Source organism: Nocardia seriolae NBRC 15557 (genome assembly GCF_007990715.1).
GTDB lineage: Bacteria > Actinomycetota > Actinomycetes > Mycobacteriales > Mycobacteriaceae > Nocardia > Nocardia seriolae.
The window spans coordinates 20,436-38,507 of record NZ_BJWY01000073.1 but is presented as its reverse complement, the minus strand read 5'-3'; the positions used below and the strand labels follow the sequence as shown (position 1 = coordinate 38,507).

At 68.1% G+C, this 18,072-nt stretch carries 21 protein-coding genes and 4 pseudogenes; 11 read left to right on the top strand and 14 right to left on the bottom strand.

From position 1 onward, the window contains the following. Positions 1 to 581 precede the first annotated feature (581 nt). Positions 582 to 1,067 (top strand): HAD family hydrolase, encoded by a 486-nt coding sequence (locus tag NS2_RS36205; protein WP_177327151.1) that lies wholly within the window; start codon positions 582 to 584, stop codon positions 1,065 to 1,067. Between the two features lie 40 nt (positions 1,068 to 1,107). On the opposite strand, the gene NS2_RS21730 is transcribed toward NS2_RS36205, so the two are convergent. After that, a complete protein-coding gene (locus NS2_RS21730; RefSeq protein ID WP_186817608.1) occupies positions 1,108 to 1,545 on the bottom strand; it encodes a hypothetical protein in 438 nt (145 codons plus the stop codon). Between the two features lie 690 nt (positions 1,546 to 2,235). Here NS2_RS21730 and NS2_RS21725 point away from each other — a divergent pair. Together NS2_RS21725 and NS2_RS37700 are read left to right on the top strand one after the other, a co-directional pair. Next, a complete protein-coding gene (locus tag NS2_RS21725; protein ID WP_202969084.1) occupies positions 2,236 to 3,261 on the top strand; it encodes an NsdA family TPR-like regulatory protein in 1,026 nt (341 codons plus the stop codon). A 34-nt stretch (positions 3,262 to 3,295) separates the two neighbouring features. After that, positions 3,296 to 3,751: a hypothetical protein gene (locus NS2_RS37700; RefSeq protein ID WP_045438376.1), complete on the top strand. Its 456-nt coding sequence runs from the start codon at positions 3,296 to 3,298 to the stop codon at positions 3,749 to 3,751. Here NS2_RS37700 and NS2_RS37695 read toward each other — a convergent pair. Continuing rightward, a pseudogene (locus NS2_RS37695) lies at positions 3,745 to 3,864 on the bottom strand (zinc finger domain-containing protein); the annotation flags it as partial. The gene NS2_RS37700 and the pseudogene NS2_RS37695 overlap by 7 nt on opposite strands. Here NS2_RS37695 and NS2_RS37690 point away from each other — a divergent pair. Further along, a pseudogene (locus NS2_RS37690) lies at positions 3,861 to 4,295 on the top strand (regulator); the annotation flags it as partial. The pseudogenes NS2_RS37695 and NS2_RS37690 overlap by 4 nt on opposite strands. Here the strand turns inward: NS2_RS37690 and NS2_RS21710 are convergent. Then, on the bottom strand, positions 4,238 to 4,930 hold the full coding sequence (locus NS2_RS21710) for a dihydrofolate reductase family protein (protein ID WP_081986074.1): 693 nt from the start codon (positions 4,928 to 4,930) through the stop codon (positions 4,238 to 4,240). The pseudogene NS2_RS37690 and the gene NS2_RS21710 overlap by 58 nt on opposite strands. Before the next feature lie 37 nt (positions 4,931 to 4,967). Here NS2_RS21710 and NS2_RS21700 point away from each other — a divergent pair, with 37 nt between their 5' ends. Then, complete coding sequence (locus tag NS2_RS21700) at positions 4,968 to 5,846, top strand: hypothetical protein (protein WP_211724320.1); 879 nt, start codon at positions 4,968 to 4,970, stop codon at positions 5,844 to 5,846. Positions 5,847 to 5,852: 6 nt separating this feature from the next. Further along, the gene (locus NS2_RS21695; RefSeq protein WP_033089083.1) at positions 5,853 to 6,689 is read left to right on the top strand and encodes an STM4011 family radical SAM protein; all 837 of its coding nucleotides are present in this window, start codon (positions 5,853 to 5,855) and stop codon (positions 6,687 to 6,689) included. Here NS2_RS21695 and NS2_RS36200 read toward each other — a convergent pair. After that, positions 6,682 to 6,858: a DUF6374 family protein gene (locus tag NS2_RS36200; RefSeq protein WP_155239416.1), complete on the bottom strand. Its 177-nt coding sequence runs from the start codon at positions 6,856 to 6,858 to the stop codon at positions 6,682 to 6,684. The genes NS2_RS21695 and NS2_RS36200 overlap by 8 nt on opposite strands. A gap of 84 nt (positions 6,859 to 6,942) precedes the next feature. Next, positions 6,943 to 7,700, bottom strand: a pseudogene (locus tag NS2_RS21690) (SDR family oxidoreductase). A gap of 284 nt (positions 7,701 to 7,984) precedes the next feature. Here NS2_RS21690 and NS2_RS21685 point away from each other — a divergent pair. The 3 genes from NS2_RS21685 (at position 7,985) to NS2_RS21675 (ending at position 9,690) form a co-directional block, all read left to right on the top strand. Further along, positions 7,985 to 8,917, top strand: coding sequence for a glycosyltransferase family protein (locus tag NS2_RS21685; RefSeq protein WP_052486713.1), 933 nt, complete (start codon positions 7,985 to 7,987; stop codon positions 8,915 to 8,917). Positions 8,918 to 8,949: 32 nt separating this feature from the next. Further along, positions 8,950 to 9,147, top strand: coding sequence for a hypothetical protein (locus NS2_RS36195; protein WP_052086679.1), 198 nt, complete (start codon positions 8,950 to 8,952; stop codon positions 9,145 to 9,147). An 84-nt stretch (positions 9,148 to 9,231) separates the two neighbouring features. Further along, positions 9,232 to 9,690 (top strand): galactose oxidase early set domain-containing protein, encoded by a 459-nt coding sequence (locus NS2_RS21675; RefSeq protein ID WP_052086680.1) that lies wholly within the window; start codon positions 9,232 to 9,234, stop codon positions 9,688 to 9,690. Positions 9,691 to 9,693: 3 nt separating this feature from the next. Here the strand turns inward: NS2_RS21675 and NS2_RS21670 are convergent, their stop codons facing one another. The 7 genes from NS2_RS21670 to NS2_RS21640 all read right to left on the bottom strand — a co-directional run bounded on the left by NS2_RS21670 (position 9,694) and on the right by NS2_RS21640 (position 15,197). Next, positions 9,694 to 10,209, bottom strand: coding sequence for a glycoside hydrolase family 6 protein (locus NS2_RS21670; RefSeq protein WP_250637720.1), 516 nt, complete (start codon positions 10,207 to 10,209; stop codon positions 9,694 to 9,696). Beyond that, positions 10,188 to 10,700 (bottom strand): glycoside hydrolase family 6 protein, encoded by a 513-nt coding sequence (locus NS2_RS21665; RefSeq protein WP_158544068.1) that lies wholly within the window; start codon positions 10,698 to 10,700, stop codon positions 10,188 to 10,190. The genes NS2_RS21670 and NS2_RS21665 overlap by 22 nt, the downstream gene beginning before the upstream one ends. Positions 10,701 to 10,757: 57 nt before the next feature. Then, positions 10,758 to 11,234 carry an RDD family protein gene (locus NS2_RS21660; protein ID WP_033089085.1) on the bottom strand — a complete coding sequence of 159 codons (477 nt, stop codon included), beginning with the start codon at positions 11,232 to 11,234 and terminating at the stop codon, positions 10,758 to 10,760. A 105-nt stretch (positions 11,235 to 11,339) separates the two neighbouring features. Continuing rightward, positions 11,340 to 11,777: a GtrA family protein gene (locus tag NS2_RS21655; protein WP_045438382.1), complete on the bottom strand. Its 438-nt coding sequence runs from the start codon at positions 11,775 to 11,777 to the stop codon at positions 11,340 to 11,342. A gap of 253 nt (positions 11,778 to 12,030) precedes the next feature. Beyond that, positions 12,031 to 13,254 carry an acyl-CoA dehydrogenase family protein gene (locus tag NS2_RS21650; RefSeq protein ID WP_033089087.1) on the bottom strand — a complete coding sequence of 408 codons (1,224 nt, stop codon included), beginning with the start codon at positions 13,252 to 13,254 and terminating at the stop codon, positions 12,031 to 12,033. A 60-nt stretch (positions 13,255 to 13,314) separates the two neighbouring features. Further along, positions 13,315 to 14,340, bottom strand: a complete 1,026-nt coding sequence (locus NS2_RS21645; RefSeq protein ID WP_033089088.1) for a phosphotransferase family protein — start codon at positions 14,338 to 14,340, stop codon at positions 13,315 to 13,317. A 32-nt stretch (positions 14,341 to 14,372) separates the two neighbouring features. Further along, positions 14,373 to 15,197, bottom strand: coding sequence for an SDR family oxidoreductase (locus NS2_RS21640; RefSeq protein ID WP_033089089.1), 825 nt, complete (start codon positions 15,195 to 15,197; stop codon positions 14,373 to 14,375). A 143-nt stretch (positions 15,198 to 15,340) separates the two neighbouring features. On the opposite strand from NS2_RS21640, the pseudogene NS2_RS21635 reads away from it, so the two are divergent. Further along, positions 15,341 to 16,273: pseudogene (locus NS2_RS21635) on the top strand (alpha/beta fold hydrolase). 28 nt (positions 16,274 to 16,301) lie between these two features. Here NS2_RS21635 and NS2_RS21630 read toward each other — a convergent pair. Together NS2_RS21630 and NS2_RS21625 are read right to left on the bottom strand one after the other, a co-directional pair. Next, positions 16,302 to 16,928 (bottom strand): TetR/AcrR family transcriptional regulator, encoded by a 627-nt coding sequence (locus tag NS2_RS21630; RefSeq protein WP_036546817.1) that lies wholly within the window; start codon positions 16,926 to 16,928, stop codon positions 16,302 to 16,304. Positions 16,929 to 17,011: 83 nt separating this feature from the next. Next, positions 17,012 to 17,578, bottom strand: coding sequence for a PadR family transcriptional regulator (locus NS2_RS21625; RefSeq protein WP_036546820.1), 567 nt, complete (start codon positions 17,576 to 17,578; stop codon positions 17,012 to 17,014). A 61-nt stretch (positions 17,579 to 17,639) separates the two neighbouring features. On the opposite strand from NS2_RS21625, the gene NS2_RS21620 reads away from it, so the two are divergent. Continuing rightward, positions 17,640 to 18,038, top strand: a complete 399-nt coding sequence (locus tag NS2_RS21620; RefSeq protein ID WP_147207267.1) for a hypothetical protein — start codon at positions 17,640 to 17,642, stop codon at positions 18,036 to 18,038. The last annotated feature ends 34 nt before the right edge of the window (positions 18,039 to 18,072 follow it).

Below are 18,072 nucleotides of genomic sequence, written 5' to 3'. Positions count from 1 at the left end.
AGTACTAACCGGCACCCACCACACCCCCGCCATAGAAATCCAAGGCCCCCAGGCAGATCTCCTCGGCTGGCTCACCGGCCGCCTCCCCGTCGAACAAACCACCCTCACCGCAACCCGCCCCCACCCCATCCCACCCGCCCCAACCTGGATCTGATTCAACCGGCTGCACCGTCCATTGGTAGAACCTCGGCTCCCTATGATCGAACTGCCAGAATGCACGGCATGAGCGTGGGACGCACGGGGCTTGTGGTTTGGGATGTTGACGGCACTCTCATTCCGACCGACTTGCGTTGGCTCCGTAGAGCTATCGCCCGCACCTAAACGATCCCTGAATCCGCGGTTGTCTTCTCGAAGGCCCGCGTCCACGACTACACCCACAAATCCATTGTCACGGCTACTGCTGTCGCCTCCGGCCTTCCGGCTCTGGGAGTTGAACAAACGGGATTCGCCCAGACCGTGCTGACGGGCAACCTGCGATTCGCAGCCGGGGTCAAGCTCAGGGTTGCTGGGCTGACCTCCCTCCTGGACTTGGACATTGGAGCATTGGGTCCGATGCAAGCGATCGCTTCGACCTTCCGGCTGTGATCGCCGAACGCTTCCCTCACCACTACGGAAGCCGACTCGAACCCGCACGCAAAGTCATCATCGGTGACGCACCGAACGACATCGCCTGTGCCCGCCATGCCGGATTCGGCGTCACTGTCGTCACCCACCGGACAAGCCGCGAAGAACTCGCCATTTTTCCGGAACATCTGTTGGGATGCCCGTGCCGGATAACTGCCGCTCATCGGGCGATCCAGCCGGGCTTGTCATCGACCCAGATGTCGGGGCGTGGGATCTCACCACGGCTGATCCTGAGCCAGAGCCCAGCGTGTGCGATTCCGTGGCGTCGGCACATCGTCACCGTGTCCGCCGCCTCGATAGTCGGTTCCGGCCAGCGCCATTCCGGCGGAACCGGTCCGGCACCGGCGACGACGATCGGTGCCCAGGTCTGGATCGTCGGAAGCGTCCAGCCCGGCCAACGACCGATCATGACCACCGGCGGCGGCACCCAATACGGGCCGTGAACACGCCATCGCTGGAGCCGGTCATACGGCACATCCGCCTCTACCGCGAACCGGCGCAGCCCGAGGAAGCGGCGGACACCGACATCGTGGGCACCGCGCGGCGTCGAGACAGGAACCAGGGCTGCGGTCGTCGCGCTCTCATTTCCGCTGCGGCGTCCGGTGGGATGATCCACCGCGCGTAGGTATCGTGCGGTTCGACGGTGATCACGTCGACCACCCGAAGCAATCCGTCGGGCACAGTGCCGCCGAGGTGTTCCAAGCTCGGCACGACCACCGCATCGGCTTGCATCCGGCGAACGACATTCGCCAGCCGTTGAATCGGCTGCTCAACGTGTTCGCCGAAAACGACGGTCTTCGCCACCGTGTAGCCGAGCCGCTTGCCTAGGCTGCGGGCCTGCATTTCATCCCACTGCTGGCGCGCACCGGACACATCGCTGCGCAAATAGACTATGGCTGTTGGCATTTCGAGCACGATCACCACCGCCTGCTCGGTCGGTATGCGCGCCTGCGCTCTGCTGCGAGACGCGCTTGGATGCTTGCGACACTGGCCCCGGCACGATGCTGCGCCGGATGGGTTGCGCGGCTGGACGATAGCGCTGCCGCGAGCATCACCGTGGCAGCCAGCGTGATGGCGAGGACGAATTCCATGTCGGGCTCCTCCGGGTTCCGCTCGGTCATGTTTGGCGCTGTGAACAGCGTGTCTCCGGGCTTGCCGCGATTGAAGGTGACGCCAGTGCACGCGGGTATACGCTCGGTTCACGCATCTCCCGCACAGGCGAGGTAATGGGTATGCAAGAGGCATGGACAGGTGCCGACGCGACCGCGCTGCGCATCGCGCTCGGGGTATCCCAACCCGAGTTCGCCGAGCGCACCGGCGTCGCGCTGAGCACGGTGAAGAAGTGGGCGCGCCGCGGGACGACGGTCACGCTCCCCCCGTTCTTCGGCGAGCTGATGGAAACCCACCTCACCCGCGCTACCCCGCAGCAGCGCGCCCAATTCCTGGCCGCCAAACAAGGGCGCATTCAGATTGTTCTGCCAGGGGACACCGATGATCCGGCCGATTCCATTGCTACACAGTGGGAACCGGGCATGTGGACCGCCGATTGCACGGCGATCGCAGATGACCTCACCCGAAAGGATCTGATGTTGGATCGCCGTCAGGCTGCCCGTGCTCTACTCGGGGTTGTTGGTCGGAGCCAACCTGCTCGAGCCGCTGGAACGCTGGCTGCTCTACGGAACCGGCCAGGCCGCCGAACCGTCAGGGTTCACGGCGTATCGGGTCGGTTTGCAGGAGGTCGAGCAGCTGGAAAACGCCGCGCGGGTGTTCCGCGAATGGGACGACCAATATGGCGGGGGCCTGCGGCGAAAAGCCGTCATCGGTCAGCTCAACGAAGTCAACGAACTGCTCACGCACACTCAACCACCCGAGATTCGCCGTCGCCTCACGGCCGTGCTGGCTCATCTCGCCGAAACCGTCGCGACGATGTCGTGGGACTCCGGCCAGCAAGCCACCGCACAGCGCTACTACGTGCTTGCGGTCCGCGCAGCACGCGCAGCAGGGGATTCAGCCTTCGCCGCCAACTCCCTTGCTGGCATGGCTCGACAGCTGCTCTATCTCGGCCGTACCGCCGACGCCCTCGAACTCGTGCGCCTGGCGCAGGAACAGGCCACCACGGCCACAGCGACGGTCCAGGCGATGTTGCGCACCCGCGAAGCATGGGCGTACGCGCATCTCGATCGTCCCTCAGCGTTCCACCGCGCCTGCGACCGAGCCCAGGAGACCATGGGCGAGTCCGCCCCGTCGATCGACCCGTACTGGATCGGGTACTTCGATGACTCGGAAATGGCGGGCACCATCGGCGGAAGACTGCTCGAAATGGCCCAGCGGGCACCAGAATTCGCGAGCGAGGCCGCCGATCAGATCGACAGGGCGATCGTGTTGCGACGACCGAACCGGCTGCGCAGCACAGCACTCGATCAACTCGGGCTGGCAGAGGCTCGCCTGATCCAAGGCGAGCTCGAAGAAGCGTGCCGACTCGGACATGCCGCTCTGTCCACGGTCGAACAAACCGCGTCCGATCGTGTACGGGTGAAGCTGCGCGAGATGTTCGCACGTACCGAGTACGTAGCGAACGTCCACGTCGTCGCGGAGTTGCGGGACAGGATGCGCGTGCTGGTCGCCGGCCCGGTATAGAAGGGGCATGACTCGCATCGGCGTCACAGGGCACATGAACATCACCGCGGACTCGGTCCCGCTGATCTACGCGGAGATCGCTCGCCTTCTCGCCGACGCGGGAGATCCGGCCGACCTGGTCGGCGTCAGCTGCATCGCGCGTGGAGCCGACAGTGTGTTCGCACAAGCTGTGCTCGACGCCGGTGGGCGGCTGGAAGTCGTTCTGCCGTCGCGCAATTACCGCGAGCGCAAAGTGAAGCCGGACCATGCCGAGCAGTTCGACGAGCTGGTGTCCCGCGCGGACACCGTGCGAGTGATGGAGTTCGACGACGCGGGCGGGGAAGCCTACGAAGCGGCCAACGAGGCCGTCGTCGGGACGTGTGACCGATTGATCGCGGTGTGGGACGGCAAGCCCAGCGAGCAGGGCGGTACGGGCACAGTCGTTGATCTCGCCAGGCACAGGAACCTTCCCGTTGACATCGTCTGGCCGGAGGGCGCGGCCCGCGGCTGACTGGTGGGGCACCAGAACAGATTCCGGCCATCCTTCACCGCATGGAGGACAGTCGTTCCGCAGAGGCGGCAGGGTTCGCCGACACGTCGGTACACATAGGTACGCGGCCGGTCGGCTGATCGGCGCCCAAGCCTTTCAGGCGGTACCGCGCCTGCACGCGGTGGGCGGTGGTCGCCGCCCTGCTGCCGAACCTCGCGCAGTGCGGTGTCGGCCAGATCGACAATGCCCTCGCCGCGGCGGGCACCACCGCCGACAAGATCGGCATGGGCGCGCTCGGGCAAGCCGGTGTCGTCTACGACGGCCTGCGCACCCTCGGCGAGGGCGCGGTCCTGGCCGGTCTGGTCCTCGGCACCATGGTCACCTTCATCCTCGAAAAGCGTTTCCGCGCCACCGCACTCGCCTCCGCCGCGGGTGCCGCCCTGTCCTGGATCGGACTCATCCACGGCACCGAGGTGGCCTGGGCCGCCGCCCCAAGGTCGCCCTCGGCTACCTCTTCTTCGGCCTGGTCTGCCTGGCCTGCTCATTCCTGCCCACCGCCCGGACGACACCCGATCCCACACCCGCCGAACCTGCCACCGAACCCGCACCCGCAGACACGAATTCGTAGGCGTGGAGTACCAGGCCGTCACCGAGCTTTCGGGTGTCGGCCAGGTGCAGGGGATTCGGGTCGCCGGTCCGGTCGAAGAGGCGCAGGCCGGTTCCCAGGACGACCGGGAAGACCACCAGGCGCAGTTCATCGGCGAGGTTCTGTTCCATGAGTGTGCGCACGAGCTGATAGCTGCCGTAGACCAGGATTTCGCCGTCCACCGTCCGCTTCAGCTCCGAAATCTCCTTTGCCGCATCGCCGTTGAGGACCTTGGTGTTGTTCCACCGGGGATCTTCGAGTGTCGATGACACGACGTATTTCGGAATGCTGTTCATTTTGCCCGCCCACTCGGGGCTGACGCGGACCTCCGCGCCGTTGCCCATTCGGGACGCGAACCACTCGCTGCTCCGTCTGCCCAGCAGCAGCGCCTCGGCGGCCAGCAGATCCGCCGTCTCGTTGGCGGCCCAGGCTGCGAGGGCCTTGCCGCCCGCGAACTGGTGGAACCAGCCGCCCAGTTCGAAGCCCTCCGCGCCGTCCGGATCCTGGACCACTCCATCGAGGGTGGCATTCACGCTGATGACGATCTTTCCCATTTCCGTGCTCCTTTGACAATGTTGTCGGCTAGCACTGATGTGGACGCCGGGGTATCGGGAACCGACGCCCGGCCAAGCAGTGGGATATTCCGGGGATCGAACCACCCGAACCCACGCGGCTCGGCGAAATCCCCTGGCTCGAGCCCTATCCCGATGCGCTGCTCGACGGTGCGATCAGTGTGCCGCTCGGGCCGGAGGCTACGGCATCGACGGCCAGACCGAGACCACCTGGCGGACCTCCCTCGACGCCGCCCTGGCCTGGCGGCCCGAGGAGCTGTACCTGTACCCGCTCTACGTGCGCCCGCTCACCGGCCTCGGGCGGCTCAGCGTGACCGCCGAAACCGACTGGGACGAACAGCGTCTGCGCCTGTACGCGGCGGGCCGCGATCGCCTGCTGGCCCACGGCTACGAACAGCTGTCGATGCGCATGTTCCGCCGCCTCGACGCCCCCGACATCGGTCCCGCCGACTACGCCTGCCAGACCGACGGCATGGTCGGCCTGGGCTGTGGCGCCCGCTCCTACACCTCGGGCCTGCACTATTCCTTCGACTACGCCGTCGAGACCCGCGAGGTCCGCGGCATCATCGACGCCTACACGCGGACAACCGATTTCACCCGCGCCGAGGTCGGCCGCCGCATCGATGCGGAGGAGGCCCGCCGCCGCCACCTGCTGCAATCACTGCTCCAGGCGCGGGGGATGGACGTGACCGCCTATCGGGCGAGGTTCGGCGCGCACCCCGCCGAGCACTTCCCGGCGGAGTTCGCCGAATTCACCGAATCCGGCTGGCTCGAACCCGATTCCGGCCCGGATCTGCTACGCCTGACCCCCGCCGGCCTGGCCCGCTCCGACGCCCTGGGCCCGCGCCTGTTCTCCCCCGCCGTGCGCGCCGCCATGGCCTCCTACGAACCCCGGTGAGCCGCCGTGGATCTCACCATCCTCTACCGCGGACCGCTGTCCTCCTGCGACTACGACTGCCCCTACTGCCCCTTCGCCAAGCGCCGCGACAGCCGCGACCAGTTGCGCGCCGATCGCGCCGCCCTGGAACGCTTCACCGCCTGGGTCGCCGGGCAGCACGACGATCGGCTCTCGATCCTGTTCACGCCCTGGGGTGAGGGCCTGGTCCGCTCCTGGTACCGGCGCGCGCTCGTCGACCTCTCGCATCGGCCGAACGTCGCGCGGGTGGCCATCCAGACCAATCTCAGCTGCCGCACCGACTGGCTCGCCGACGCCGATCCGGCGACCCTGGCCCTGTGGTGCACCTACCACCCGGGCCAGACACCCCACGCCCGCTTCGCCGCCAAATGCGCCGACCTCGACCGCCGCGGCATCCGCTACGGCGTCGGCATCGTCGGCTTCCCCGAACATCTCCCGGCCGCGCGCCGACTGCGCGCCGAGCTCCCCGACCACGTCTACCTCTGGGTGAACGCCCCGGAGGGACACGCCCTCTCCGACGCCGACGCGGCCGCCTGGACCGACCTCGACCCCCTGTTCGGCTACAGCCTGCGCCCGCACCGCTCGGCCGGACTGCCCTGCCGCACCGGCGAATCGGTCATCTCGGTGGACGGCGCGGGCACCGTGCGCCGCTGTCACTTCGTCCGCACCGAACTGGGCAATCTCTACGACGGCAGTTACCGCGCCGCCCTGCGCCCGCGCCCGCTGGCGCAGTGCGACTGCCACATCGGCTACGTCCACCTCGAAACCCTGCCGCTCTACGACGTTTTCGCGGGCGGCGTGCTCGAACGGGTCCCGGCTAGCTGAGGTGGTCGGTTTCCTCGAGAAAGATCCGCAGGCCCTCACCGATCTTGCCCGCCGCGTTCTCCAGCTGCTCGGGCGAGAGCACCTTGCCGAAGGAGGCGGCCTTCAGCAACTGCCGCTGCACCTCTTGCAGGTTCATCGTCGCCCAGTCGCGTCGTGAGAGTTCCGGCATGGCCCGGAACGATACCTCGAGTAGAACGTTTGTTCGAGTAACCCGGACAAGCCGTGCGGCTCGGACTCGGACGAGTCGTGCGGGTCAGCCGCGCCCGATGTAGGGCATGGCATTGGCCATGACGGTCAGGAACGGGACATTGGTGTCCAGGGGCAGCTCGACCTGCTGCGCGATGATGCGGGCCACATTCGCGGCGTCGATGGTCGGTTCGGGGCGGATGCTGCCGTCGGCCTGGAGCGAACCCGCCGCGATCCCGGCGGTGAGTTCGGTTGCGGCATTGCCGATGTCGATCTGACCCGCGGCGATGTCGTAAGCCCGGCCTTCCAATGCGAGCGCCTTGGTCAGACCGGTGATGCCGTGCTTGCTGGCCGCGTAGCCGACGGTGTGCGGGCGCGGGGTGTGCGCGGAGAGGGACCCGTTGTTGATGATCCGCCCGCCCCGCGGGTCCTGGTTCCTCATCATCCGGAAGGCGGCCTGGGCGCACAGGAACGCACCGGTCAGATTGATGTCCACGACCTGCCGCCACTCCTGGACCGACACCTCGTCGATCGGCTTGGTCGGCCCGAAGATCCCGGCATTGTTCACCAGCACGTCCAGCCGCCCCCACCGCTCGCCGATATGCGCGAAGAGCGCCTCCACGGCCGCCGCGTCGGTGACATCGGCCCGGAACGCCTCGGCCGATCCGGGCCCGGGCGCGGCGGCGACCGCCGCGTCCAGGGTGGCGGCGGTGCGCCCGGCCGCGACGACCCGATGCCCGGCCGCGGTCAGCGCGTGGGTGACGGCCCGGCCCGGCCCAGCCCGGTACCGGCTCCGGTCACGAGAACGATCTTGGATGTGCTCACGAAGGTGAGCGTAGGCAAACCGCCACGGCGATATCGACGGGGGTCACGGGGCAACGGTTATCCATTCCGTCGGTGGCGTGAAACACAAAGGCGGGTGCGCGCGAATATCCCGGCATGTGTGGCGGCAGCGCGGCCGACACGAGATCGTAATCGTTCGACGCCTGGAACCCGTTGTAGCCCAATCGGATCGAACCGCACGACGGGTGCCGCTCTGATAATCTCTGGCACGAGGGTTCGGCGTTGAACGAGAGTTCGGTGAGGCCCGCTTCGCCTGGGGGGATGCTTTGCTGTCCGTGGTGTTTTCGAGGGCCTACGGCCCGCGTCGGCTCGAAACCGGCGATATCGAAAAATCTTACAGCGCAAAGAATTTGGCCGACGCCCGACTCGCCAAGGCGACCGTCACCGGCGAGGTGCTCGACGGGGTCGGCGAGGTGGTGTCGTTCCGGCATCTCGAGCGCAGACGCCGGCGCGCGCTGACCGTCGCGCTGTCGCTGATCTCGACCGGGCTGGGCGGCGGGTACGTGCTGTGGCTGATGGACAACGGCCTCGGAGAGACCGACAAGTACGAACAGTTCGGCGCCATCGCCATCATCATGGTGACCCTGGTGGTGACGGTCGAGGCCATCCGGTTCGCGCTGGTCCTGGCCATGTCGCTGACCACGGCGCTGGCCCGCAAGCCGATTCCGATCCGGGCCCGCCCGGGGCTGAACGTGGCGCTGCTGATCACCTTCGTGCCGCGCAGCGAGGACATCGCGGTGCTGGAGCGAACCCTGCTGGCGGCCAAGAAGATCCGGCATCGCCACCCGGGCGTCTTCGATGTCTTCGTGCTCGACGAGGGCGATCCGGACCGGCCCGGCGCGGTGCGCGAACCGGTGGCCGCGGTCGATCGCCGCCACGGCAATCGGGTGCGGTATCTGAGCCGCGCCGGCCGCGACGAATACCTGCAGCGCAAGGGGCCGTTCGAGGCGCGCACCAAATTCGGCAATATCAACGCCGGGCTGGACATGATCGAAACCGACGCCGAATTGCCGCGCTACGAAGTCATCATGGGGATCGATCCGGATCACACCCCGATGCCCGAATTCGGCGAGCGGATGCTCGGGTATTTCAACGATCCCGATGTCGCGTATGTCGCAGGCCCGCAGGCGTACGCGAATGCCGAGGAGAATGTGGTGGCCAACTGGCCGAGAGCCAGCAGTTCGTATTCCACAGCCTGATCCAGACCGCGGCCAATGCGCACGGCGCGCCGATGCTGGTCGGCCCCAGCTACGCCATCCGCACGAGTGTGCTGAACGAGATCGGCGGCATCCAGCCGTCCATCACCGAGGACATGGCGACCAGTTTCGCCATTCTGCCGCAACGCAATCCGGAGACGGGGCGGCACTGGAAGGGCGTGTACACCCCCGGATCTGCTGGCCCACGGCGAGGGCCCGGCCTCGTGGGGTGATTTCTACAAGCAGCAGAATCGCTGGTCGCGCGGCGCGATCGAGCACATGCTGTTCGGTCCGTTCTTTGTTCAGATGCTGCGCATGTGGCGCAACCCGGCGCGGATCGTGCACTACCTGCTGCTCATGGCGTTCTATCCGACGCCAAGAACACCCTGCCCGGCAAGTTCGAGCGGCGCATCGAAATCTATACGCCGCCTTACCTTTACAAACCGGACGGCACCTCGGTGGCGCGGCCGGTGATCACGGGCGGGCCGACCGAGATCGCGCGCGGCGAGCAGTTCGAGTACACGGTGGGCACCAGTCTGGCGACCGTGCCCGCGGCGGCGGAGGTGAAGTATCTGCGGCTGCTCGCGCCCGCGGCGATCACCCATGTCACCGATACCAACGAGCGGGTGATCGAGTTGCCGCTCACGCGCTCCGATTCCGGTGTCTCCGTGACGGTTCCGGACAATCCGGCCATCGCGCCGTCGGGCTGGTACATGCTGTTCGCCGTGAACTCCGCCGGGGTGCCGAGCGTCGCGAAATGGGTGCACCTCGTCTGAGGGTCAGGACAGCTGATCGAGCAGCAGCTGCCGGTCGAACTCGCCGGCGGGCTGCTCGCTGGTGCCGCAGCGGCCGTCGGATTGGCCGGGGGTCTTGACGAAGGCGGGCTCGACCATGGCGTCGCGGTCGAAGCGGGTGCTGGGCAGGGTGCCGAGCTTCTGCCCGTGCGGATTACACCAGTCGATCAGGTTCGCGGTGTTCGGCGCGCCGTTGACCAAGCTGTCGATCATGACGAACAGCTGGTGGCCGTAGGCCTGCTGGATCCGCGTCGCGTAGGCGCGGATCTCGGAGTCGGGCCGCCGGTTGGCCACATTGAGGGCGATGCCCGCCACCGGCCGATCCGGGCTCACCGTGCGCAGCAGCTCGGCGACCCGGGCCGGATCCACCCACGTGCTGTTGCCGACGTCGAGGTAGACGGCGGTCGCCGGATTGTGTTGCAGCAGTTGACCGTAGGCGAATCCCAGCAGGGCCAGCCGGGCCGCGCGGTCGGTCTCGTTCATCTCGGTGGCGTGGGCCAGCGCGTCCGGCTCGAGGATGACGATGGCCGGATTCGCGCCGATGGCGTCGCTGATGCCTGGTAGGCGTCCGCACCGGCCTGTCCCCCACCGGATTCGCCGTGCAGGTCCCGTCCGGGAATGTTGTAGGCGACGAACATCGGAATCGACCCGGCGGCGCTCGCGCGGGCCAGGTCCTGCCGGATCGTCGCCGCCGTCACCGCCGAGTCGTGGGGCAGCCATTCGGCCACCGGAGTCCGCAGCAGCCGTTCGAGATTCGCCTCGGTGCGGGGATCGGTCACGGTCGGCAGGGTGGCCCGCAGATCCGCGTAGTACCCGTCATTGGATTCGAGCAGGTACTCCCCGCTCGCGGGTGCGTTGCGCGGCAGCGCGACCGGCACCGGGGATTCGGAACCGACCGGGCTCCGGCCGCAGGCGGCGAGCACGAATACCGCGCCCAGCGCCCCCGCCCGGACCGCCCGCGACCGAGCCCACCCCGATCGTCCACGCCACACGCCCAACAGTATGCCGGTCGTGCGGAAGGGATTCCGGGCGGGGAGCGGCGGCGGGTCTCAGCTCTTGACGACCTGGGTGCCGTCGGCGAAGTTGTCGTGCCAGCCCTGCTTGGTGGCACTCGCGCCCACGGTGACCGCGATGGCGATGGCCGCGCAGAACCACAGCAGCCCGCCGATCCACGGAATCAGGTTGAGCAGCATGTACGCATTGCGCTTGGCCGAATCCGCGAGGCTCGGTTTGGGCGCGCCACCGGATCCCAGCACGTGCAGGCCGAGGAGCTTCTTGCCCGGCGTGGCACCGGTCATCACCTCGAAGAACACGAAGTACAGGAACCCGAAGCCCGCGCCCGGCAGGATCGCCGCCCAGCCCGGCAGGCCCGCGGTGTGGTCCAGCATCCAGAACAGGATCGCGCCGACGATGGCGGCGATGATCCAGTCGATGAACCGGGCGACGGCACGGCCGCCGATCCCGGCCGGGGTCACCCCGGCGATCGGTCCGGCGTAAGGCCCGTACCCGTATCCACCCGTGGTCATGGCTCCTCCTCGTTATCGACCACACAACACTGCTTCCATCCTGCTGCCGGGCCGTGGCTCCCCACATCAGGGAACGCCCCGAATCCGACCCTGAACTCGCGCCCATCAGAAGACGAACCCGCGCAGCGCCAGGAACCGCAGCCCGCCGACCGCCGCCATGATCGCGATCACCGCGCCCGCCTGAGCGAGCTGCCCCAGCCCCGGCGCCCAGAAGTTCAGCGCGGCTAGCGCCGCGGTGCTCACGACCAGCCCGATCAGGGCCAGCCCGCCGCCTTCCCACTGCGCCTTGACCCGTCCGACCCGCCCGGCCGCGTTGAAGGTGAGCCGCCGATGCACCTCGTTCGCGATCACCGTGCTGACCATCGATCCCGCGATATTGGCGACCAGCGGCCCGGTCCCGCTCAATGCCATGAACAGCAGCGCGTAGGAGATATTGCTGAACCCGCCGACCAGCGCGAACCGAATCAACTGCGCGAAGGCATGATCCCCGCGCAGATACCCCATGACGCGCCCGCCCCGCCCGAGCACCTGGGTGCGCAGCATCGGGTAGACGCCGATGCTCACATCGGCGGGCCGGAGGCTCATCGCGCCCCCGAAGGCGTTCCCGTTCCCGGCGGCGGCAAGTGCAGTGCTGTTCACGAGCCCTACTCTCACGCCCCGCCCTGACACCGCCCTGACGTCCCACTGACACGCCACTGTCGTGCCCAACCAACAAGATCAGGGAGCTGTCAGCGAGGGAAATCGGACAGATTTCCTCGCTGACAGCTCCCTGATCTCGGTCTGTCTTTTCGGTGGGTCAGGGCTTCTTGCCCCAGGTGGGGTTGCGGCGGCGCAGCTCCCACTGGGCGATGGAGCGCTTGTGGACCTCGTCGGGGCCGTCGGCCAGGCGCAGGGTGCGCAGGTGGGCGTACATGGAGGCGAGGGGGAAGTCGTCGGAGACGCCTGCGCCGCCGTGGATCTGGATGGCCCGGTCGACGACCTTCAGGGCGACGTTCGGGGCGGCCACTTTGATGGCGGCGATTTCGGTGCGGGCGGCCTTGTTGCCGACGGTGTCCATGAGATAGGCCGCCTTGAGGGTGAGCAGGCGGGCCATGTCGATCTCGATGCGGGACTCCGCGATCCAGTCCTGGATATTGGCGCGATCGGCGATGGGCTCGCCGAAGGTGGTGCGGGACTGGGCGCGATCGATCATCAGGTCCAGAGCGCGTTCGGCCATGCCGATGGAGCGCATGCAGTGGTGGATGCGGCCGGGGCCGAGGCGGGCCTGGCTGATCATGAAGCCGTCGCCCTCGCCCGCGAGCAGCGCCGTCCTGGGGACGCGGACGTTTTCGAAGGTGACCTCGGCGTGGCCCTCGCGGTCCTGGTAGCCGAAGACCGGCAGGCCGCGCTGCACGGTGACGCCGGGGGTATCGATGGGGACGACCATCATGCTCTGCTGGCGGTGCACCGGACCGGTGGGTTCGGTCTTGCCCATGACGATGAGCACCTTGCAGTTCTTGTGCAGCGCATTGGAAGTCCACCACTTGCGGCCGTTGAGGACGTAATCGTCGCCGTCGCGTTCCATGCGCAGCTGGATATTGGTGGCGTCGGAGCTGGCGACCGCGGGTTCGGTCATGGCGAAGGCCGAGCGGATGTCACCGGCCAGCAGCGGCGCCAGCCATTCCCGCTTGTGCTCGTCGGTGCCGAAAAGGGTGAGCACCTCCATGTTCCCGGTGTCGGGGGCTGCGCAATTGGTGGCCTCGGGGGCCAGATGCGCACTGCGGCCCATGATTTCGGCCAGCGGCGCGTACTCCAGATTGGTCAGGCCCGGACCCCATTCGGGGTGCGGGTGGAAGAGGTTCCACAGGCCGCGCTTGCGGGCCTCGGTCTTGAGCTCCTCCACGATGGGCGGCTGGCAGTGCGGGTCGCCGGACTCGGCCATCTGCGCCTCGTACACCGCCTCCGCCGGATAGATGTGCTCGTCCATGAAGGCGAGCAGGTCATCCCGGTAGCGGCTGGCCCGCTCCGACAGTTCGAACATCGAAACTCCTGACGGTGGCGTGATTTCCGATTCGGACCGTACGTGAACTTGACGCCGGATTCAACTACGGAGGGCGGCGAGGCCCGCTTGCAGCAGGGGATCGACGCCCTCCCCGAAGTGCTCGAAACCCGAGCCGACGGTCTGCCCGTGGGTGAAGCGGAAGTAGATGCCCTCGCTGATCACCGCCAATTTGAACGACGCCAGCGCGACATAGAACCCGATGCCGGACAGGTCGCGGACGGTGCTGGCCGAATAGCGTTCCAGTACTTGCGATTCGGTGGGGTAACCGGGCGCGAGCGCGACATCGCTGACGCCCAGCAGGCCGGAATCGCTCATCCGCTGGTAGACCAGCAGCAGTCCGATATCGGTGAGCGGGTCGCCGAGAGTGGCCATTTCCCAGTCGATGACGGCCGCGACCCGGTCGGCGTCGTCGACGAGCACATTGTCGAGGCGGTAGTCGCCGTGCACGATGCCGGTGGGCGACTGCGCGGGAAGGTGTTTGGTCAGCAGCTCGTGCAGTTCGTCCGCGGCGGGCAGGTCGCGGCTGTAGGAGGCGTCGAGCTGCTTGCGCCAGCGGCGGACCTGGCGTTCCAGGAAACCGTCGGGGCGGCCGAATTCGGCCAGACCGACCGCGACCGGATCGACGGTGTGCAACGCCGCGAGGGTGTCGATCAGGCCGGTGGCGATCACGGCGGTCCGGTCGCGGCCCAGCGCGACGAGTTCGGCGGCGGTGCGGTAGGGCGTGCCGAGGACGCGCTCCATGACATAGAAAGGCGCGCCGATGATTTCGGTGTCCTCGCACAGCGCGTAGGTGGCGGGCACCGGGACGCCGGTACCGGCCAGGGCGCTGATGACCCGGTATTCGCGGGCCATGTCGTGGGCGGTGGCGAGCACATGCCCCAGCGGGGGACGGCGCACGATCCACGCGGAGGTGCCATCGCCGATCTCGTAGGTGAGATTGGATTTCCCGCCCGCGATCAGCCGTCCGCGCAGCGGCCCGTGCACCAGGCCGGGTCGGGTCTCGGCCAGCCACCCGGCGAGTCGCTCGAGGTCGAGGCCCGGTAGCTCGGCCCGTTCGTCGCTCATGTCCGTCCCCGATCCTCGATGACCGTTGCCGCTCAGTTCCCGTCGACGCCGTCGAGCAGCCGCGCCTGGTAGTGCCGCATGCCCGCCAGCCAGCGGTCGTAGTCGGCTCCCTTGCGACGGTACATATCCAGCACCTCCGGGTGGGGCAGGATGAGGAATCGCTCGTCGTCGACCGCGGCCATGACCAGCTCGGCCACCGTATCGGGGGTCAGCACCGCACCGGCTGAGGTGACCGCGCGGGTGGCGGCCATGCCGAGGGCGTCGCCGGAGTTCTCGCCCGCGCGCAGCAGCGGCGTCTCGACTCCCATCGGGCACAGGCAGCTGACCCGGACGCCGCGGTCGCCGTAGGTCACCGAGAGCCATTCGGCGAAGCCCACCGCGGCGTGCTTGGTGACCGAGTATGCGGCCGAACCGATCTGGGTGAGCAGACCCGCCGCCGAGGCCGTCGAGACGAAGTAGCCCGTGCCGCGTTCGAGCCAGCCGGGGATCAGCAGCCGGGCCGCGCGAATGTGGGCATTGAGGTTCACGTCGAGGGTGCGCTCCCAGTCCTGCTCCTCGCCGAGCCCGACCGGGCCGATCACGCCCGCATTGGCGAAATACAGGTCGACCGGCCCGAATTCGGCCTGGCAGCGGGCGATGAGCTGTTCGATGCGCGCCGGGTCGGACACATCGCCGCCGATCGCGACCGCCTCGCCCGGCGCGTCCGCGTCGAATCCCGCCACCGTCGCCGCCGCGGCCGCCGCGTCCAGATCCGCGACCACGACCCGCGCGCCCGCGCTCACCAGCCGCGCGGCGATCGCGCCGCCGATGCCGCCGCCACCGCCGGTGACAATGGCGTTCCTACCCGCGACCTGCACGTGCGCTCCTTCGGCAAGCACCGGCAAGCGATTTCGCCGTCTCGGGCTGGATCGGACACGCCGGCTGATGGAATATGAAACCTACGTCGGATTCAAGTTCACGGTCGGTCCGGCGTCAACCACGGTCACGAGGGGAACTACCGATGCGGGCAGTACGAGCGGTGGACGAATGGAAGGGGCTGGGCAGCGCCCGGATCCCCGCGAACGGGATCGAACTGAGCGTCGTCGAGCACGGGACGGGCCCGCCGATCGTGTTCTGCCACGGCTTCCCCGAGCTCGGATTCTCCTGGCGGCACCAGGTTTTCGCGCTGGCCGACGCGGGATTCCGCACCCTCACCCCGGATATGCGCGGGTACGGGGGCAGCTCACGGCCCGACCGGATCGACGCGTACGACATGCTCACCGTGTGCGGCGATCTCGTCGGCCTGCTCGACGCCCACGGGCTCGAGGACGCCATTTTCGTCGGCCACGACTGGGGCGCGTCGGTGGTGTGACATCTGGCCCGCGAGTATCCCGAGCGGGTGCGCGCGGTGGCCGGGCTGAGCGTGCCCGCCACGCCGCGGTCCTCCGGTCCGCCGACCGCGATCATGCGCGCGCGGCTGGGCGAGGACTTCTACATGATCTGGTTCCAGGAACCGGGAGTCGCCGATCGCGTGCTCGACGCCGACGTACGGCACACGCTGCTCCAGGTCGACAGACTCAGCAAGGAAGCCTTCCTCGACACCGACAGCCCGGAACCGCCCCGGCCCGACTGGCTCACCGAGCCCGAATTCGATTACTACGTCCAGGCTTTCACCGCCACCGGCTTCACCGGCGGGCTGAACTACTACCGCAATCTCGACCGCACCTGGGAGACGACCGAACACCTGGAAGGCGTCACGATCGCTCAGCCCTCGCTGTTCATTGCCGGATCCGCCGACCCCGTCATCCAATTCACCCCGATGCACAAGATGTCGGCCCTGCTCAGCGACCTGCGCGGCACCGTCATCCTCGACGGCGCGGGCCACTGGATCCAGCAGCAGCGCCCGGCCGAGGTCAATGCCGCACTCATCGAGTTCGCGCGCGGGCTGAACTGATCGGCGGCTGTTCGGGTTTCAGTCCGAGTCATTCGGGTTTCAAGTCGAGCGCGTTGCACCACAGTTCGGTCAGGGTGGCGACCAGCTTCTCGAACGGAATCCGTTGCCGCTGAACGTAAACCAGGTTGGCCATGCGGCTCACCATGCCCGAGAGCGCGTGCGCGGTGATCATCGGATCCAGGTCGGCGGCGGCCCGCCCGGATTCCTGGAGGTCGCGGATCATGCGGGCATTGCGCTGGGCGAAGGCCCGGCCGCGTTCGACGCGCATGCGCCGGAAGTTCTCGTCGATGTGGGCGACCTGCTCGAACAGCGCCATCAGGCGCGCATTGCGCTTGTAGGACAGCAGGTAGTCGCGATTGGCGGCCTCGATGAGGGCGCGGGGTTCGGTGATGCCGCTGCGCTCGCGCACGTGCGGGTGCAGCATCTCCTCCGAGACCTGCTCGACCAGGGCCGCGAAGATCTCTTCCTTGCTGTCGAAATAGGTGTAGAACGAGCCCGAGGCCATGCCCGCGGTCCTGGAGATGTCGGCGATCTTGGCGTCGAGGTAGCCGTCGCGTTCGAAAACCTCGCGGGCCGCGGCGATCAGCGCGCCGCGGGTGCGCTCACCGCGTTTGGTGCGCGGGGCGGCCCGGCGGGATTCGCTCTCGCCTGCCATCGGTTCGGACGCCAACGCTGCTCACTGCCTGTCGTTCTGCGGACAACTTTCCAGGCGGTCACCGTATCAACGCCCGGACGCCCTCACCCGCCGTGGGCCGCGATCCGCCGATCGATGACCGGCAGCGCGAACTCCGCCCACCGAATGTTCTCCTGCTCGAACGCGATTCCGCGCAGCAGGCTCAGGTACGGGCCGATGCGCTCGGCCTCGGCCAGGTAGGCCTGCTCGCTGCGCCCGTCGAGCAGGCGCCCGCGCAGCCGTTCGTAGCGGGCCAGTTTCGCCCTCGACCACTCCAGCTTCGCGGCGATGGCCGCGCGCACGGCGGGCGCGTCCCCGTCGTCCATGGCCTGCACCTTGACCATCATCTCGTCGCGGATGGCGGTGGGCTTGGAGGGCTCGGCGATGAACCCGTGCAGCGCCGCCCGCCCGGCCGCGGTGATGGCGTGCAGCCGCTTGTTGGGGCGACGCTCCTGTTCCACCACGCGCGTCTCGATGAGACCCTCGGACGCCATCCGCTCGAGCTCCTTGTACAGCTGCTGCGGGGTGGCGAGCCAGAAGTTGGCGACCGAGGCGTCGAACCCCTTGGCCAGGTCGTAGCCCGAGGCCTCACCCTCGAGCAGGGTCGCCAGTACCGCGTTCCGTAGCGCCATCCGCCCAGGCTACTGCGTACTCAATTAGTTGAATATTCGAGCCCGCCTGGAGACTGGTGCGATGGACGATGCCGAACGGACGATCATCGTGGACGCGGCCAATGTGGTGGGGTCGCGGCCGGACGGGTGGTGGCGGGACCGGGCCGGAGCGGCGCGGCGACTGCTCGACGGGCTGGCCGCGCTGCGCACCCGACTGCCGGAGACCACGTCACTGATCGTCGTGCTCGAGGGCGCGGCCAAGGCTGCCGCCGACGGCACCGAGTACGAGGGGGTGCGAATCGTCCTCGCCGCGGGGTCCGGCGACGGCACCATCGTCGAGGTGACCGCCACCGAGCTCGAAACCGCCTGTCCCCCACGGGAGGTCACCGCCGTCACCGCCGATCGCGGTCTCCGCGCTCGTGTGGAACCCCTCGGCGCGAGCACCCTCGGCCCCTCCTGGCTCCTGTCCCAGCTCCCGTAGCCCTCCCCGGGGTTACCCTGACCGCACCCCCCGG

Bases quoted from the DNA above. Each gene is read 5' to 3' on its own strand.
- NS2_RS21620 (WP_147207267.1), top strand. From the start codon at position 17,640: ATGGACGATGCCGAACGGACGATCATCGTGGACGCGGCCAATGTGGTG.
- NS2_RS36195 (WP_052086679.1), top strand. From the start codon at position 8,950: ATGCTGGTCGGCCCCAGCTACGCCATCCGCACGAGTGTGCTGAACGAG.
- NS2_RS21645 (WP_033089088.1), bottom strand. From the start codon at position 14,340: ATGAGCGACGAACGGGCCGAGCTACCGGGCCTCGACCTCGAGCGACTC.
- NS2_RS21625 (WP_036546820.1), bottom strand. From the start codon at position 17,578: ATGGCGCTACGGAACGCGGTACTGGCGACCCTGCTCGAGGGTGAGGCC.
- NS2_RS37700 (WP_045438376.1), top strand. From the start codon at position 3,296: ATGAACATCACCGCGGACTCGGTCCCGCTGATCTACGCGGAGATCGCT.
- NS2_RS21700 (WP_211724320.1), top strand. From the start codon at position 4,968: ATGTGGACGCCGGGGTATCGGGAACCGACGCCCGGCCAAGCAGTGGGA.
- NS2_RS21660 (WP_033089085.1), bottom strand. From the start codon at position 11,234: ATGACCACGGGTGGATACGGGTACGGGCCTTACGCCGGACCGATCGCC.
- NS2_RS21710 (WP_081986074.1), bottom strand. From the start codon at position 4,930: ATGGGAAAGATCGTCATCAGCGTGAATGCCACCCTCGATGGAGTGGTC.
- NS2_RS21650 (WP_033089087.1), bottom strand. From the start codon at position 13,254: ATGTTCGAACTGTCGGAGCGGGCCAGCCGCTACCGGGATGACCTGCTC.
- NS2_RS36200 (WP_155239416.1), bottom strand. From the start codon at position 6,858: ATGCCGGAACTCTCACGACGCGACTGGGCGACGATGAACCTGCAAGAG.
- NS2_RS21630 (WP_036546817.1), bottom strand. From the start codon at position 16,928: ATGGCAGGCGAGAGCGAATCCCGCCGGGCCGCCCCGCGCACCAAACGC.
- NS2_RS21655 (WP_045438382.1), bottom strand. From the start codon at position 11,777: ATGCTGCGCACCCAGGTGCTCGGGCGGGGCGGGCGCGTCATGGGGTAT.